Origin of the sequence: Planomonospora sp. ID91781, from assembly GCF_015711595.1 — a bacterium.
Taxonomy (GTDB): Bacteria; Actinomycetota; Actinomycetes; order Streptosporangiales; family Streptosporangiaceae; genus Planomonospora; species Planomonospora parontospora.
Genome location: NZ_JABTEY010000002.1, coordinates 1164430 through 1181159, shown reverse-complemented (window position 1 = coordinate 1181159; position 16730 = coordinate 1164430). Strand labels below are relative to the sequence as shown.

Sequence of the window (16730 nt, the reverse complement as noted above, 5' to 3'; positions counted from 1 at the left end):
TCCCCGCCGGCCGGACGGGTCACGACCGCTCCCGGCGTGCGAGGGCCGCCGCTCCCGGCGCGCGCCGGGAGCTCGGCGTGCGCGAAGCCCGCCGCGTCGCGGTCAGGAGCCGTTCAGCCGCCCGGACACGCCGCGGATCGCGTTCTGCAGCCCGGCGTCGCCCGGCACCTCCTGGACGAAGTACCACCAGAAGCCGCCGCCCAGGCTCCACTCGTAGCCGAGTGCGGCCGCGTAGTAGTGCCCGGCCAGCGCCCGCCGGGCCGCCGCGGTGTCGGCGGCGTCGAACGCCCAGTACGCCTTGGTGGTGTCCGCGCTCCAGTACCCGAGCTCCCCGAGCGCGACCTTCTGCTCCGGGAACTCGGCGTGCAGGGCGTTCATCACCTGGTCGAAGGCGAGCCCCAGCGGCGCGTCCTCGGCGTAGACCGAGAGCGCCACCACGTCGACGTCCTTCCGCACCGAGGCGGGCAGGTTCTCCCGGGCCCAGGTGAAGACGGACCACCGGGCGGCGTCGGTGCCCAGCTGCCAGTAGAGCGTCACGACGACCTTCGCCTGCGGCCGGGCCGCGCGCACGTAGGCGGCCGCGTCGGCGACCTTGTTCGTGATCCGGTCGTCGTCCGCCACCGGCCGCTGGCCCCGGCAGCCGCCGTCCACCCAGCAGCCGTTGACCTCGTTCCCCACCTCCCACGCCTCGATCTCCGGGTAGGCGTCGACGTAGGCCTTCATCCGGGCCAGGTAGGCGGCGCGGGTGTTCTCCCGGGCGAAGGCCGAGTCCAGCGGCTGGCCGAGCACCCTCAGCCCGGCGGCGCGAGCGGCCTGCACCGCGGCCCGGTAGTGCTCGGGGTCGCCCCGGTCCTCGTCCGGCTCGAAGACGATCCGCACCCAGCCGTCCGGCCCGGTCAGCCAGCGCGCCAGCTCCGGCCGCCCGCGGTGCCCGGCGACCTCGGTCACGGTCAGGCCCGTCCAGGTCTCGGCGCCGCGCGCCGCCGCGGAAGCGGGGCCGTACTCGCTGAGCATCAGGTCGTTCGCGGTGTGCAGGGCGTCCAGTGCGCGCTGGCCGTACCGGCCCCGCTCGGCGTCGGAGGCGGCGGCGCGGGCCCGGTCCAGTTCGGCGGCGGCCGCGGCGTAGGCGCGCTCGAACTCCGCCGAGCGCCGGTAGCCGCCCCGTACGGCCAGCGCCGCGTCGAGCCTGCGCCGGGCGTCCAGCGCCGCCTGGAGGTTGAAGACGACGGTCCCGCGGCCGGTGAAACCGGTCCCGCCGTTGTCCACGACCACGGTGGAGTAGCCGCGCGAGGTCGGCCAGTTGACGGCGAAGGCCACCGCCCGGCCCGGGACGTCGAACCGCCAGCGGCCGGGCGGGCCCTCGGCGTACAGCGGCCACTCCCGCACGACCTCGAGGGTCGCCGGGTCGAGCAGCGCGTCGCTGTCGGAGCCGCCGCTGCCGTGCATCACCTTCTTGACGGCCTCGCCGGTCAGCTCGGTGCCCTTGCCTGCCGCGTCGTAGAACTTCAGGACGACGGCGTCGTCACCGGCGCGGGTGAACACCACCACCCCCGCGAGAAGGAGCAGGGCGAGCAGGGGCGGGCGCGGCCCGGACCGCCGCGCGCCTCCGCCCGCACGGCGGCGGTGCCGGGGCGCACGGGAGGCCTCCGGGGCCTGCTCGCAGCGGGCGGCGGGATGCGGGGAGCGGTGTTCGCACATGCACTTCTGTTCCAGGATCGGCGGTTACCGCTGCATGCTATGCGCCCATGGCGTTTCATCCTATTTATCACCTTTATCGCATTCGACGGATCTTGACGGCGCGGCCGTCGGTGTGAGGCGGGAGAGGTTGCGGCGGCCTTCGGTGTCGGTGTCGGGGGTTGCGCGCCGGAGCCGGGTGGAACGAACCTGATGAGAGCTGACGGGCCTGCCTCGGGCAGACTCGAACCTGGAGCGTTTTCATCCTGAGTAGCGGTCCTCTTCGATGAGCTGTAGGACGAGGACGGCCTGGGCGATCGCGGTGGCGCGGTGCGGGCAGCAGCGGAGCCGGACCAGCACCTTCCATGCCTTCAGGGGGTCGCGGCGGCGCGTTCCCCGATCGCCCGGATACGGGCATGGGAGCGGTTGACGGCCCTCTGGTTGCGCGGCCGGTGCCGATGGTGCTTGAACGGGGTCCGGATCGTGCCGCCCGCACCCTGGCACCCCCGATCGGCGAAGACCTGGACGTCGGCATTGCCGAAGGCGTCGATCAGGTCGACGCTCTCCTGCACGTAGCGCCAGGCGGTGGTGGTGCCGATGGCGAACCCGCCGGCCAGGCGGGCGTAGGTGTCGCGGCACGGTATGACAGCGACGAGGCTCCCGGTCGGGGCATCGGATCTTGGTCGACTGCTGTCTTACCGGGGGCCTCATCTCACCTCAACCCGGCTCCCCCTGCACCCACGTTGACCGGCGCCGTCAGGTTGAAAAGGGCTCGAGGTACCGCCAGAGCAAGAATAACGAGAGTTTTCCGGCCTGTCATCGCAGCTAGGCAGAGTGATCTCCCCGTTGAGGAGGCCACTCCATGAAAAGGTATTTCTGCATCTCCGTTCGATCTGCCTCTTGTTGATCAGGGTTAGGGCTGCAGGCCTGTCAACTATCATTATTCTCTGGAATGGGAGGCGTCCTGCCGGCCGCCTCCCGGGAGAAATCCACTGCTTTCGGTGTTGCCCTAGTAGACGTTGACGTATCCTACGCAATTAGTGTCAGGCTGACCAATGACCTTCCATTTGAAGCCAATTTTCACATATGGCTTATGTGATTTGTGGATGTATATCCTGCCGATGTAGTCCTCGATGTTCCAGTATGCGTAGTGATAGTTCACCCTCCTCCAGAAGTAGGTGGATTTACCTCCGTCCCCGCGCCAGGCCGCGTACTGCGTCTCCTTGGTGCCGAGTTTCTCGTCATACCCGTTGACCTTGACCCAGCGGAGACGCGTCTTACCGTTGTTGTAACGCCTGAAGTTCACCCAGAAGGGTGCCGGCTGAACGTGGAGCGTGTTGTAGCAGTAGATGGGACCGCGGGTGTAGTCCTTGTACGTGCGACGGGCGGCGGCGCCGACCTGGCCGTCTTCCGGGGGCACCAGTTCCTCTCCCTCGCCGTCGAGTGTCTCCGGGACGTCGGGGATGACCTCCGGGTCCTTGTGGATGTAGAACCCGCGCGCGGTGACCTGCAGGTGGACCGTTCCGCTGCTGTGGTTGGTGATGTGGATTCTTCCGTCGGAGGACGGGATCGCCAGGTCGAACCCGTTGGTGCTCTCCCCGGCCTCGTCGAAGTTGACGCTGGAGATGCCCGGATCGTCCTCGTCGGCGGGATAGACCGACAGCCAGCCCTGGTGGGTGGGGCGGCGGGCGTTGATGTTCAGCGCGACCGCCGACACCGCGTCGCTGGGAGCGCCGGAGGCGGTGGTGGCGTCGAACGCCAGTGTGGCGCCCGCCGCGAGCGGTTGCGTGCTGCCGTTCTCGGTTCCGAGTCCGGTGAGGGTTTCGACGAGCTTGATGTACTCCACCGACCTGTACGGCAGGCCTCCGTCCCCCGTCGCGGCACTGAAGAAGCCGCGCGCGGTGACCGAGATGTGCACAGGGCTGGTCCCGTGGTTGTCCACCGTGATCTGACCGGTGCCGGTCAGCCGGACGACCTCGAAGCTGCTGTCGGTCTCTCCTGGAACGTAGTCGACGCTGGAGATCAGGGGGTCGGGTTCGTCGGAGGGGTGGAGCGACAGCCAGCCTCGCGCGGTCTGCCCCGTGGCGATCATGTTGACGGCCACCGCTGTCACGTCGGTGGCGGGAATGTTGTTTCGACCGGCGACCTGGAAGGTGACCGAACCGTTGGCGGGGACGGGCGTCGTGCGAGCGGGGCTCCCCGCACTCAGGGAGGGCCGGGTGTCGTAGATGTACGTGGTGGACAGCGGGTAGTACTCATCACCCGCGCCGGTGCCGGTCGTGTCGGAGAAGTAACCGTCGACGGCCACGGAGATATGCACGTCCCCGTCGCTGTTGTTCACGACGGTTATCTCGCCGGTGGACGTGAGGCGCGTGAAGTCCTCACCGGCCGCGCTCTCCCCGGCGTGGAAGGTCAGGGTCGACACCGTCGTCGGAGCGTCGGACGGATGGACGGTGAACCACCCGAACGCGACCGGGTTGATCGCGATGAGGTTGAGCGCGACGGCCGAGACTCCCGAGGCGGGGACACCGCCCCGGCCGGCGACCCGGAACGTCACCGATCCGTGTGCCGCAACTCGCCCCGGGCCCGAAGTGCCAGTGCCGTTGCGGGTGTCGAGCAGAGAGGCCGGTGGCAGGGGGATGAAGCGGCTCTCGCCTCCGGCGTCCGCGTGTGCCGATCCCACCGGTGGCACCACGATGAGGGCGGTCGGCGCCAATACCAGCGCCGCCGTCAGGATAGCGATCCGTCTAAGCCGACCGGGCCATTTCCACATGATGCGAGATAGCATTCCGTCCTCGATCTCCGCATTCCTTGGGCATGTCGGGACGAAGACTATTTTCGGCGAGTTCCAGTGACGTCAATTAAAGGTTCGATCTCCAGGTAAACTCTGGCGGTACGGAACCCGGCAGTTGCAACTGCCGCAGTACGCGGAGACCGGATCTGTTGTGACGCAGCACCGGATCCGCAGCTATGTGAAGCACGAGAACAAGACCATGAGCGTTTTCCATCTCGAGGGGCGGTCCGCCCCGACGGCTTCCAGACGAGGAGGGCCCGTACGATCGCGGAGGCGCGATGAGGGCGACGACGCGGCCGGGTCGGGATGTTTCGGGCTTTCCGGGCCGCCGCGACGCGTCCGCCGATCGCTCGGATGCGGGCACGGGCGCGCTTGACGGACTTCTGAACGAAGCTCCCGGCCGGGGCGTCGGATCTCGGTCGGCTGCTGCCCCGCCGGGGACCTCGTCTCATCTCCTACCGCCTTCTGCAGGCCCGCCACGACCTGGGCCATCAGGACGAAAAAGCGTCAATGGGCGAGAATATGTTACTGATTCCTTATTCATAAGATATATGGAAGTTATTTATATATGATATGATTGACGAGACAGATATTATTTTTGTTTACCATTGTCGTTCCCAGCGCCGAGAGAGGAACGACGGTTCATGTACGAAGCACAGCCGAGCCAGACCGCGATCATGGCGGCGGCCGCCCGCGCGGCCCACCTCGTGGTGGACCAGGAGCCCTTCATCTTCCGCGACACCGAGGCCGCGCCCCTGCTCGGCCCGCTCGCCGAGGAGATCATCGGCTACCACCGGGCGTACGGCGACCACCTCATCCTGGCGGGCACCCGCGCCCAGGTGACGGCGCGCAGCCACTACACCGAACGCCGCCTGGCCGAGCTGGCCCGCGGCGGCCTGGAGCAGTACGTGGTGCTCGGCGCCGGCCTCGACACCTTCGCTCGGCGCTCCGGGCCGGCGGGCCGGGTCGAGGTCTTCGAGGTGGACCACCCCGCCACGCAGCAGTGGAAGCGGGAGCTGTTCTCGGCCGCGGGGATCGACCGTCCGGAGGGAACGTTCGTGCCGGTGGACTTCGAGACCGGTGATCCGGTGACCGGTCTGGTCTCCGCGGGGTTCGATCCGTCCAGGCCGGCTCTGGTGAGCTGGCTGGGAGTGTCCATGTACCTCACCCGGGACGCGATCGAGGCCACCCTGGCCGCCGTCGGCCGCTTCGCCCCCGGCACGGAGCTGGTCATGGAGTACGCCCTGCCCCCGGACCTGCGCGACGAGCGGGGCGGCGCCTACGCGGACTTCGCCCTCCCCGCCGCCGCCGAGCGCGGCGAGCCCTGGCTGTCCTTCTTCGCCCCCGGCGACCTGTCGGCCGTACTGGACCGGCACGGTCTCGCGACGGCCGGGCACGTACGGCAGGCCGACAGCGTCGACCCCGCGCTCTGGCGCCGCTCCGACGCCCTGCGCCCGGCCGACCTGTGCCGGCTGGTCCGGGCGACCGTGCCCGCCCGCTGAGTCGTCGGCGTCCCCTGACCGGCCGCGGCGCGGGTCAGGGGACGCCGGAGCGCCGGGCCGCGGGTCAGTGCACCTGCTCGCCGCCCACGAAGGTCATGGCGGCCCTCGTGCGCCAGATGTCCTCCTGCGGCCCGGCGAACGGGTCGCGGTCCAGCACCACGAGGTCGGCGCGGTTGCCGGCCGTGATCGTGCCCGCGTCGTCGTCGTGGTTGATCCACGCCGACCCGGCCGTGTAGGCGGTCAGCACGGTGGCCAGGTCGATCGCCTGCCCCGGCAGGAACGGCGTCTGCGCCGTAGGGTAGTCCGCGTGCACCGAGCCGCCCGGCTCGGTGCGGTTGACCGCCACGTGCATGCCCTGGAGCGGGTCGGCGTTGGAGACCGGCCAGTCGCTGCCCGCGCAGAACCGGGTGCCCGCGCGCAGCAGGTCGGCGAAGGGGTACTGCCAGGACGAGCGCTCCTCGCCCAGGAACGGGATGGTCAGCTCGTCCATCTGCGCGTGGTGGGTGGCCCACAGCGGCTGCAGGTTGGCCGTGACGCCGAGCCGGGCGAAGCGCGGCACGTCGGCCGGGGTGACGATCTGCAGGTGCGCGATGTGGTGGCGGTTGACCGGGTCGGTGCCCTCCAGCGCGTCCAGCGCCTCGCGCACGGCCCGCTCGCCGATCGCGTGGAAGTGCACCTGGAAGCCGTGCCGGTCCAGCTCGGCGACGTACCCCTTCAGCGCCTCGGGGTCGACGTAGGACAGGCCCGTCCCGCCGCAGCGGCAGTAGGGCTCGATCACCGCGGCGGTGAAGTTCTCGGTGATGCCGTCCTGCATGATCTTCACCGAGCCGGCCCGGAACGTCTCCAGGCCCTCGGCGGCCTTACGGCGCTCCAGCAGCTCGTCGATCTGCTCGGCGCCGCGTGCCCGGTCCCACCAGAGCGCGCCGGTCACGCGGGCCTTGAGCCTCCCGGAGGACGCGGCGGAGACGTAGGTGGGCAGCTGGTCGTCCGAACCGGCGTAGGAGCCGACGATGGCGTCCTGCCAGCCGGTGATCCCCAGGGAGAACAGGTGGGACTGGGCGTCCAGCAGCGCCTCCAGCAGGTCCTGCCCGGTCGGCCGCGGGGCGAGCAGCCCCACCAGGTCCATCGCGCCCTCGTGCAGCACGCCGCTCGGCGCGCCGTCGGCGTCGCGCTCGATCCGGCCGTCGGCCGGGTCGGGGGTGTCGCGGGTGATCCCGGCGATCTCCAGGGCTCGGCCGTTCACCCAGGCGGCGTGGTGGTCGCGCTGGATCAGGTAGACGGGCCGGTCGAGGAAGTCGAGCTGCGAGCGGTGCGGCAGGCCGCCGGGGAAGGCCGACATGTCCCAGCCGCCGCCGTCGATCCACTCCCGGTCCGGATGGGCGGCGGCGTAGCCGACGATCTTCTCCAGGTACTCCGGCAGCCCGTAGACCGCCGACAGGTCGCACCTGGCCCGCTCCAGCCCGGCCTGGACCGGGTGCATGTGGGCGTCGGTGATCCCCGGGACCAGCAGGCCGCCGCCCAGGTCGACGGTCTCGCAGCGGGGGGCGGCCAGCCGCGCCAGCTCGGCCTCGGCGCCGACGGCGGCGATCCGCCCGTCGCGGACCAGTACGGCCTCGGCGAAGGAGCCGGCGGCCAGGAAGGCGCGCCCGCCCCGGAAGAGCAGGTCCGTCATGCGTTGATCCTCTCTGGATCTGCGGTCGTCGTGTCAGCGGTGGTCGTGTCAGCGGCCGGTGATGGAGTCGGCCAGCCGGGCCAGCACGGAGGTGCGGCCGAGCCCGGCCCGCTCCCGGGCGTCGGCCCGGCGGTACAGGTCGTACATGGCGTGCACCCCGATCCAGCGCAGCGGTTCGATCTCCCAGCTTCGCACCTTGCGGTCCACCCAGGGCAGGGAGACCAGCTCGGTCTCCTCGCGCAGGACCAGATCCCGCAGGGTACGGCCGGCGAGGTTGGCCGCGGACACCCCGTGGCCGGTGTAGCCGCCCGCCCAGCCGATCCCGGTGGCGTGGTCCACGTGCACGGTCGCGCACCAGTCGCGCGGCACGCCCAGCACCCCCGACCAGGCGTGGGCCACGCGCGAGGCCCGCACCGCGGGGAACATCTGCGTCAGCAGCTCCCACAGGGCCTCGACCGTCCAGGCGTGCGTGCGCCCCCGGTCGTCCACCCGCGAGCCGTACAGGTAGGGCTTGCCGCGACCGCCGAACGCGATCCGCCCGTCGGCGGTCCGCTGCGCGTACATGTAGTAGTGGGCCAGGTCGCCGAGGAGCTCGCAGCCCTCCCAGCCGATCTCGTCCCACAGCCCGCCCAACGGCTCGGTGACGATCATCGAGCTGTTCATCGGCAGCCAGGCCCGGTGGTACTGCCGCATCTCCGCGGTGAACCCCTCGGTGGCCCGGATGACGTAGTCGGCGCGGACCGTCCCGTACGGCGTGCGCGCCGTGCGCGGCGCGATCCCGGTCACCGGGGTGCGTTCGAAGACCTCCACCCCGAGCCCCCGGACGGTCTCCGCCAGGCCGCGGACCAGCTTGGCCGGCTGGACCCTGGCGCAGTGCGGGCTCCAGACCGCGCCGACCGCCCCGCCGACCCGCAGGCGGCGCTCCCTCTCCTCCGGCTCCAGCAGCCGCAGGTCGTCCTCGGTCCAGCCCCAGTGGCGCGCGTGGGCGACCAGCTCGTGCAGGCGCCGCTCCTGGGCGGCGTTGGTGGCGACGGTGGTGACGCCGCCCTTGACGACGTCGGCGTCGATCCGCTCGTCCCGGGCCACGGCGACGACCTCGTCGACCGTCTCGAACATCACCCGCTGGAAGCGCCGGGCCGCGTCGTCCCCGTGCGTGCGCGCGTAGCGCTCGGGGGTCCCGGCCAGCTCGCCGACCAGCCAGCCGCCGTTGCGCCCGGACGCGCCGTACCCGGCGAACTCCTTCTCCAGCACGACGACGCGCAGGGCCGGGTCGGCCTTCTTCAGGTAGTACGCGGTCCACAGCCCGGTGTAGCCGCCGCCGACGATCACCACGTCGGCGTCGCGGTCGCCGTCGAGGGGCGTTCCCGCCTCGGGGGCGCCGAGGGAGCGGAACCAGAAAGAGACGTCACCGTTGACGAAGTCATCCGAAAGAGGGACACGCGTACTCATGGCCCAATATCCTGCTATATCCGTCAGTCGAGCCGCGCGTTCCGACGGAAACCGTTGCGCAACCGCGTCATGAGTGATCTTTGTCGATGTAACGGGCACCTCACCCGCGCGTAGCAGCGCTGTAACGGGACTCCGTCAGGCTCTGTGCCAGACGGAGGGAGCGTTCCGATGGGGTTCTTGCGGATTCGTACGACGGTGGACGAGCGGCCGGGACGGCTGGCGTCGCTGGCCACCGCGCTCGCGGAGAAGGGCGGCAACATCCTCGGCCTGAGCGTCCACCCCGACGCCGACGGCACGGTGGACGAGTTCGTCGCCGAGATCCCGGCGGCCCCCGAGGCGGTTCGGGAGGCGCTGGAGGCGGTCGGCGGGCGGCGGGTCCAGGTCGTGCCCGCCGGCGCCCACGAGCTGACCGACGAGCCCACCCGGGCCCTGCTGCTCGCCTCCCGGCTGCGGACCACGCCCTGGCGCCTGCCGGAGCTGCTCAAGGAGCTGCTGCGCGCGGACGACGCCCGCTGGGTCTACGGTTCCGATATGAGTGACCTGCCCGATCCGACCCTCCTCACCCTGCCCGTGGCCGACCGCCGGGCGATCCGGGTGCGCCGCGGCGACCTGCCGTTCACGCTGACCGAGGCGGCCCGCGCCGCCTCGTTCGTCCGGCTGGCCCAGCCCCCGGCCGAGGAGATCGACCCGGCCGAGCGGTCCGTCAAGCTGGCCGACGGCACCGAGACCGAGGTGCGGCCGCTCACCCGCGTCTACCGGGAGGCCGTGCGCGACCTGCACGACCGCTGCTCGCCGGAGAGCCGCCGCTTCCGCTACTTCACGGCGATGCCCACGCTGCCCGAGCGCGTCTTCGACCGGCTCTGCGACCGGGAGCGCGGCCACTCGATCGTCGCCGGGCGCGACGGGCAGGTGGTCGCGCTGGCCAGCCTGGTGTTCACCCCCGACCCGGGGATCGCCGAGCTGGCCTTCCTGGTCGAGGACCGCTGGCAGGGCAGGGGACTGGGCGCCGCCCTGGCCCGGATGCTCGTCGCGGAGGCCCGCGACCTGGGCTTCGCCGAGGTGAAGGCGACGCTGCTCTCCGACAACGTGCGGATGCGCAGGCTCCTGGTCTCGCTCGGCGCGACGCTCGGCTACACCGACGACCCCGGCGTGGTGGAAGCCAGGCTGGCCCTAGGCGTGATGGCGACGGCGTCCCCGAGCTGAACCCATCACCCGGTCCTCCTGGTTCGAAGGGAGCTCAGGGCCCTTCGAACCGGGGGGATCACCCCTCCCGCCCGGCGGCCCCGGCCTCCGGCGGCTCCGCCGCCGGCCGTGCCGCCGCCGTGCCGTCCGGCGCCTGCCGGGCGCCCGGAGCATCGGGTGCCTGCGGGGCGCCCAGGGCGTCCAGCCGGCGCTCGATCCGGTCCAGGCTCTCCTGGATCCGGTCCAGCTTCCCGCCCAGCGACGGCCCCAGCCCGGTGAGCACCTCCTCGGCGGTGACCAGCCGGCCCCGGTCCCCGCCCCGGCCGTCGAGCACCGCGACCACATGGGCGCGCACGGCCTCCAGCCGCGCTCCCCGCTTGGTCAGCACCTGCGCGGCGAGCCCCTCGCCCTCGCGGATCAGGCCCAGCAGGATGTGCTCGGTGCCGATGTAGGTGTGGCGCAGGTCGAGCGCCTCCCGCAGCGACAGCTCCAGCACCTTCTTGGCGCGGGGGGTGAACGGGACGTGCCCGGGCGGCGGGGCCGAACCCTGACCGATGATCTTCTCGATGTCGCTGCGGACCTGCTCCAGGCCGATGCCGAAGGACTGCAGCGCGCGGGCCGCGACGCCGTCCTCCTCCCCGAGCAGGCCGAGCAGGACGTGCTCGGTGCCGATGTGGTCGTGGCTGAGCCGCCGGGCCTCCTCCTGGGCCAGGACCACGACGCGGCGGGCACGGTCGGTGAAGCGCTCGAACACGAAGGGCCTCCGATGGGGCGTCGAGTTGCTCTTGACCCCACTATGCGCCAGGCCCTCCGGTCAGCGGGAGGACATATCTCCACAGATCTCCGGCGGACTCCGCGAGCCGGCCGGGCCCCCGAAGCCACACCGGGTCGCGGAGCGGCTCCCCTCGGTCGCACACGGGATGCGCCGGAGATCCCTGCCGGCCGTCCTCAGGGGGTCCAGTGCGGGTCGCGGCCCAGGTGGCGCAGCAGGGCCGCGACCTCGTCGTCGCCGGGCTCGGGGGCCAGCGCGGCGGCGTAGGCGAAGCCGCGCACCGGCTCGGCGGTCTCCCGTGCCACCACCAGCAGCTCCCGCGCCAGCTGCGGGGTGAGCGGGGACGGCCGGCCCGTGGCGACCGCGATGTCCCAGGCGTGCACGGCCGCGTCGAGCGCGCACGCGCCCGCGCCCAGCCAGGGCGCCATCTTGTTCGGCGGCATCGGCACGGGCACCTCGGCGGCGTCCCTGTCGACCGCCGCCCACGCCTTGGCCGAGCGCTCCATGGCGGCCTCCACGTGGGCCAGCGGCTCGCCGCTCAGCGAGCCGGACGGAGCGAAGGGGTTCTCCTCCGGGCCGGGCTCTCCGGTCAGGAAGGCGGCGTAGGCGACCTGGTCGCCCGCGGCGTGCTGGATCACCTGGGTGACGTTCCAGTCGGTGCAGGGGGTGGGCAGCTCCATGGCGTCGGCGGGGAGGCCGGCCACGACCGTGCGGAGGGCGTCGTGCGAGGCGTCGAGCAGAATCCAGCCGGAGTTCATCTCATGTCCTTTCGTCTCCTCCAGTATAGCGGAATGGAATGCTTTATTCCACTATTTGGGCGGATGGACAGGAGGGTGGACCGGGCAAGCCGGCAAGGGCGACGCTCTGGAGTGAGACTCGTTCCGGTGCCGGAGCGGAAGTTCCGGCACAGGTCCTCCGGCGACCGGCAGTCGAAGCCGTCTCGCCGCTCTCCGCGGGGCGGAGGATCCCGGGCCGACGAAGAATAGAATTTGACATTCTCATGTGAGATTCATGCCCGATCTCTACCCGGCACCGCCCCGGCTGCCTAAGGTCGGCCGCATGACGATCCACGACTTCATCGACGCGCTGCCCAAGGCCGAGCTCCACGTCCACCTCGTCGGCTCGGCCTCGGTGCCCACGGTCCTCGAACTGTCCCGCCGCCACCCCGGCGGCGGGGTGCCGACCACCGAGGAGGAGCTGCGGGCGTTCTACCGGTTCCGGGACTTCGCCGAGTTCGCCGTCGCCTATGGCGCGGTCAACGCCCTGGTCCGCGAGCCCGAGGACGTGGCCACCCTGGTCACGGGCCTGGCGCGGGACCTGGCCGCGCAGAACGGGCGCTACGCGGAGGTGACCGTCACGCCGTACGCCCACCACGTCGTCGGGATGCCGCCGAGGGAGGTCACCGAGGCGCTGGACCTCGCCGCCCGGCGGTCCCTGGACGAGCACGGCGTCCGGGTCGGCTACATCTTCGACATCCCCGGCGAGTACGGTGCCGAGGCCGCCCGGATCACCCTGGACCACGCTCTGCAGGAACCTCCCCAGGGATTGGTAGCTTTCGGCCTGGCCGGGATCGAGCAGGAGAGGATCCACCACCGCGACGCCTTCCGGGACGCCTTCCGCGCGGCCACGGCCGCCGGTCTGCGCAGCGTGCCGCACGCGGGGGAGATGACCGGCCCCGAGACGATCTGGGAGGTCGTCGACCACCTCGGCGCCGAGCGGATCGGGCACGGCATCTCCTGCCTGGACGACCCCCGCCTCGTCGACCGGCTGCGGGACGAGCGCATCTGGCTGGACGTCTGCCCCACCTCCAACGTCCGTACCGGCCAGGTCACCCGGATCGAGGACCACCCGCTCCCGCGCCTGCTGGCCGAGGGGCTGTCCGTCACGCTGGGCAGCGACGACCCGCCGATGTTCGCCACCACGCTGACGAACGAGTACCGCGTCGCCGCCGACGTCTTCGGCCTCGACCGCCCGGCCCTGGCGGCCCTGGCCCGCAACGCCGTCACCGCCTCCTGCCTCGACCCCGCCGCCAAGCGCTCCCTGACCGCCGAGATCGACGCCCTGCTCTGAGAGCGCCCGGCGGGACGGTCTCCGCCGCGCGTCCGGGCTCGGGCTCCGGCCTCACCGGCGGACCCAGGGCCTGCCGGGGCGCTGCGGACCCGGCCGGCTCCGCGGGGTCGCCGGAGCCGTCAGCCGCCGAGCGCGGCCAGGACGGCGTGCAGGTCCCAGTAGGCGCGCAGCGAGACGATCCGCCCGTCGCCGCCTGCCCGGTAGACGAAGACGCCGTCGTAGGCGGCGGAGCCGCCGGTGGGGAAGCGGGCGGAGACCGAGGCCACGACCGCCGCCTCGTCGCCCGCCGGATGCACCGCGGCGATCTCGAAACGCACCTCGTTGGCGGCGACGGTGAGATCCCAGAAGCGTTCGAGGGCGTCCGTCCCCCGCAGCCCGGTGCCGTCGGGGTCCAGCGGAGAGCCGCCGACCGGGTCGTGGAGCACGGCGTCCGGCGCGTAGCAGGCGAGCCAGGCGTCCCGGTCGCCGGCGCCGACCGCGCCCATCGCGGTGAGCGCGGCGGCGACCGCCGGGTGGGTGGTGTCCATCGGGTGTCTCCTCGGGACTCTTCTGCTTGACGCGTGTCAAGCTAGAGCTATGCTTGACGCGTGTCAAGCACGCGATCGCGCATCCTGGAGACCGCCCGGCGGCTCATCACCGAGCAGGGCCCCCGGGCCTCGATGGCCGACGTGGCCCGCGCGGCCGGGATCTCCCGGCAGGCGGTCTACCTCCACTTCGCCTCCCGGGCGAGCCTGCTCGTGGCCGTCGTGCGGGACATGGACGAGCGCGACGGGATCCGCGCGCACTGCGAGAAGGCGCTGACCGGGGAGGAGCCCGTCGAGGCGTTCCGCGCCTTCCTGCGCGTCTGGCTGCGCTACGCGGCGGTGATCCATCCGGTGGCCTCGGTGCTGCTGGCCTCCCGCCGTGACGACCCCGACGCCGCCGCGGCCTGGAACGACCGGATGGGCGAGCTCCACGAGGGGTTCCTCCTCGCCGCGCGCCGGCTGGGGACCGCCGGGCGGCTGAGGCCCGGCCTGGCCCCGGACGTCGCCGCCGACCTGGCGTGGGCGATGACCTCGGTCCCCGTCTGGGAGCAGCTGACGGCCGACCGGGGCAGGAGCGCCGGCGAAGTCGAGGAGCACCTGGTCGGCGCCGTGATCGCCGCCCTCACCGGCGACCCGCCGCCGGAGGCCGCCCGCGCGTGAGCGCCGCTGATGTCCGAGGGCCGTTCATGTCTGGGGGCCGTTCATGCCTGAGCGCCGCCGGCGCCTGGGGGCCGCCCGTGCCTGAGGCCATCCATGCCTGGGGCCATCCGGGCCTGAGCGCCGCCCAGGCCCGGCAGCACCCGGCGCTACCCGGCCCGTCCGTCCTCGGTCGCCCAGCCGGCGCACTCGCCCAGATAGGCGCTCAGGTGCTCGGCCGCGAAGCGGCCGGCGTCCCAGTCCTCGGCGGACGCCGCCGACGGGTCGGCGCTGATGTAGGCCCGGCCCCGGCGTCCGTCCGTCAGCACGACCGGCCGCAGGTCGTACAGCGGCCCCTCGTACTCGTCCAGGACGCGCCACTCGCCGGCGGTCAGGCCGGTGAGCAGCAGCCCGCGCGCCGTACCCGTCTCGGCGGGCACGAGCACCGGGTAGACGTGACCGGGCAGGCGGGCGGCCCGCCACCCGGCGACGGCGGCCGGGGCGCTTTCCGGAACCCGGCCGAGCAGCGCCCGCAGCACCTCGGGGAACATCAGCGTCCCGTAGACGAACAGCGCCCCCTCCTCCGCCGGCGACGGACCGTCCGGGAGCACCCGCCGTACGGTCCCCGCGCCGCCCACGTCCACACGTGCCTCCCGGGTCCGACTCCGACCGGCATTCTAGGCCCCGTACGCCGCCCCCGGACCCCCGCCTACACCCTGGCCGCGTCGCGGCGGTAGAGGCCGATCACCAGGGCCAGGGCGACCAGGAACCACGCCGCCATCACCCCGGCGCCCAGCAGGTCGAACGCCGCCCCGGTGAGCCGGTCACGGGTGATCTCCGCGAGCCAGTAGCTCGGCAGCGCCTTGGCCAGCGAGGCCATGAAGCCCGGCAGGATGTCCACCGGCATCCACAGTCCGCCGAGCATGGCCATCGGCAGATAGACCGCGAGGCCGATCGGCTGCGCCGAATCCGGCTTGACGGCCATCCCGATGAGCAGACCGAGTACGGCGAACGGCAGCGAGCTGATCCAGCAGGAGAGGACGACCGCCAGCCACTGCCCGGCGGTGAGCTCGATGCCCTTGATCAGCAGTCCGGCCAGGAAGACGAGCAGCACGGCCGGAAGCGCGAGGATCATCGCCACCGAGATCTTGACGGCGACGTATCCCCAGCCCGGCAGGGGGGTGAGCCGCAGTTGCCTGTTCCATCCGGCCTGTCGCTCCAGGCCGACCCGGGGGCCCACGGCGAACGCCACCGACATGGCGCCGAACGCCGCCATGCTGATCATCATGTAGGTGTCCATGTCCAGTCCGCCGGCCCGATCCGAGCCGAAGACCTCCGACATGACGAGGAAGAACACCATCGGGAACGCGATGGTGACGACGAGGAACTCGATCGACCTGGAAAGGACCTTGAGCTCGGTCCAGATCAGCGCGCCCATGGTCAGACCTCTTCCACGACAGGTTCGTCGGCGGTCAGCGCCACGAACGCGTCCTCCAGCGACATCGCCGTCACCGAGATGTCACGCGCGCGGGGATGCTCCGCCAGCAGCGCGCGCAGCGCGGCGTCGGAGTCGGAGCAGTGCAGCTCGGCCTGCCCGCCGCGGAGCCGGGCGGTGCCCACCCCCGGCAGGGCGGCCAGCAGTTCGGCGCTGGTCCCCTCGACCGTCGCCCTGATGGTGCGCCCGTCGACCTTGGCGACGATCGCGTCCACCGAGCCGTCGGCGACGATCCTTCCGTGCCGCATCAGCACCACGCGGTCGGCGAAGTCCTGCGCCTCGGCCAGATAGTGGGTGGCGAACACCACGGTGCGTCCCGTGGTCGTGTAGTCGCGCATCGCCGCCCAGAACTCCTGGCGGCTCTGCACGTCCATCGCCACGGTCGGCTCGTCCAGCACCAGCAGGTCGGGGTCGCACACCAGGGCCGCGGCGAACCGCGTCCGCTGCTTCTGGCCGCCGGACAGCCCGCCGTACTTGAGCCTGGCGTACTTCGTCACCCCCGCCCGGGCGATGGCGTCGTCCACCTTCATCGCCTTGGGGTACTGCGCGGCCATCACCTGGACGATCTCCCGGCTGGTCATCTCGCTCAGGAAACCGCCCGACTGGAGCATCGCGCCGACCAGCCCGTCGGCCGCGGCCCGGCGGGAGGGCCTGCCGAACAGCTCGACCTCCCCGCTGTCCGGGGTGGTCAGGCCGAGCAGCATCTCCATCGTGGTGGTCTTGCCCGCCGCGTTCGGTCCCAGCAGGGCGACCACCTCGCCCGCCGCGATGCGCAGGCTCAGATCATCGACCGCCCGCACTTCACCGAAGGTCTTACGCAAGCCCTTCAGGCTCACCGCCGCATCCGTTGTCGCCGTATCAGCCATGACTTCGACTATCGCAAAGACAACGGATCATGTCTGTTTTCATATGTCTCGATAAAGAAACACTGGGGCTTTTCGTGCGCCCTGCGGAACGGAA

The 16730-nt window shown here is 71.7% G+C and carries 13 protein-coding genes and 2 pseudogenes; 4 read left to right on the top strand and 11 right to left on the bottom strand.

Annotation, left to right across the window (positions count from 1 at the left end; translation table 11 throughout):
• Positions 1-102: 102 nt before the first annotated feature.
• The 3 genes and pseudogenes from HS048_RS24575 to HS048_RS24565 form a co-directional block, all read right to left on the bottom strand.
• A complete protein-coding gene (locus HS048_RS24575; RefSeq protein ID WP_196468798.1) occupies positions 103-1698 on the bottom strand; it encodes a hypothetical protein in 1596 nt (531 codons plus the stop codon).
• 237 nt (positions 1699-1935) lie between these two features.
• Positions 1936-2306, bottom strand: a pseudogene (locus tag HS048_RS24570) (transposase family protein); the annotation flags it as partial.
• Between the two features lie 377 nt (positions 2307-2683).
• The gene (locus HS048_RS24565) at positions 2684-4231 is read right to left on the bottom strand and encodes a hypothetical protein (protein ID WP_196468797.1); all 1548 of its coding nucleotides are present in this window, start codon (positions 4229-4231) and stop codon (positions 2684-2686) included.
• Between the two features lie 881 nt (positions 4232-5112).
• Here HS048_RS24565 and HS048_RS24560 point away from each other — a divergent pair.
• Positions 5113-5970, top strand: coding sequence for an SAM-dependent methyltransferase (locus tag HS048_RS24560; RefSeq protein ID WP_196468796.1), 858 nt, complete (start codon positions 5113-5115; stop codon positions 5968-5970).
• Positions 5971-6034: 64 nt separating this feature from the next.
• On the opposite strand, the gene HS048_RS24555 is transcribed toward HS048_RS24560, so the two are convergent.
• Entirely contained in the window at positions 6035-7642 is a 1608-nt protein-coding gene (locus HS048_RS24555) for an amidohydrolase (RefSeq protein WP_196468795.1), read from the bottom strand.
• Between the two features lie 48 nt (positions 7643-7690).
• A complete protein-coding gene (locus HS048_RS24550) occupies positions 7691-9091 on the bottom strand; it encodes an FAD-binding oxidoreductase (protein WP_196468794.1) in 1401 nt (466 codons plus the stop codon).
• A 168-nt stretch (positions 9092-9259) separates the two neighbouring features.
• Here HS048_RS24550 and HS048_RS24545 point away from each other — a divergent pair, with 168 nt between their 5' ends.
• The gene (locus tag HS048_RS24545) at positions 9260-10294 is read left to right on the top strand and encodes a GNAT family N-acetyltransferase (RefSeq protein ID WP_196468793.1); all 1035 of its coding nucleotides are present in this window, start codon (positions 9260-9262) and stop codon (positions 10292-10294) included.
• A 318-nt stretch (positions 10295-10612) separates the two neighbouring features.
• On the opposite strand, the pseudogene HS048_RS24540 reads toward HS048_RS24545, so the two are convergent.
• A pseudogene (locus HS048_RS24540) lies at positions 10613-11027 on the bottom strand (Clp protease N-terminal domain-containing protein); the annotation flags it as partial.
• Positions 11028-11221: 194 nt separating this feature from the next.
• Positions 11222-11803, bottom strand: a complete 582-nt coding sequence (locus HS048_RS24535) for a TIGR03086 family metal-binding protein (RefSeq protein WP_196468791.1) — start codon at positions 11801-11803, stop codon at positions 11222-11224.
• 301 nt (positions 11804-12104) lie between these two features.
• Between HS048_RS24535 and add the strand changes: the two genes are divergently transcribed.
• The gene (gene add, locus HS048_RS24530) at positions 12105-13115 is read left to right on the top strand and encodes an adenosine deaminase (RefSeq protein WP_196468790.1); all 1011 of its coding nucleotides are present in this window, start codon (positions 12105-12107) and stop codon (positions 13113-13115) included.
• A 119-nt stretch (positions 13116-13234) separates the two neighbouring features.
• Here add and HS048_RS24525 read toward each other — a convergent pair whose 3' ends face one another.
• Positions 13235-13642, bottom strand: a complete 408-nt coding sequence (locus HS048_RS24525; protein ID WP_196468789.1) for a nuclear transport factor 2 family protein — start codon at positions 13640-13642, stop codon at positions 13235-13237.
• Positions 13643-13702: 60 nt separating this feature from the next.
• On the opposite strand from HS048_RS24525, the gene HS048_RS24520 reads away from it, so the two are divergent.
• Positions 13703-14299 carry a TetR/AcrR family transcriptional regulator gene (locus tag HS048_RS24520; protein WP_068899164.1) on the top strand — a complete coding sequence of 199 codons (597 nt, stop codon included), beginning with the start codon at positions 13703-13705 and terminating at the stop codon, positions 14297-14299.
• Between the two features lie 146 nt (positions 14300-14445).
• Here the strand turns inward: HS048_RS24520 and HS048_RS24515 are convergent, their stop codons facing one another.
• From HS048_RS24515 to HS048_RS24505, 3 genes are all read right to left on the bottom strand, one after another.
• Positions 14446-14919 (bottom strand): gamma-glutamylcyclotransferase family protein, encoded by a 474-nt coding sequence (locus HS048_RS24515; RefSeq protein WP_231647460.1) that lies wholly within the window; start codon positions 14917-14919, stop codon positions 14446-14448.
• A gap of 65 nt (positions 14920-14984) precedes the next feature.
• On the bottom strand, positions 14985-15713 hold the full coding sequence (locus HS048_RS24510; RefSeq protein ID WP_068899165.1) for an ABC transporter permease: 729 nt from the start codon (positions 15711-15713) through the stop codon (positions 14985-14987).
• 2 nt (positions 15714-15715) lie between these two features.
• A complete protein-coding gene (locus tag HS048_RS24505; RefSeq protein ID WP_196468788.1) occupies positions 15716-16606 on the bottom strand; it encodes an ABC transporter ATP-binding protein in 891 nt (296 codons plus the stop codon).
• Between the last annotated feature and the right edge of the window lie 124 nt (positions 16607-16730).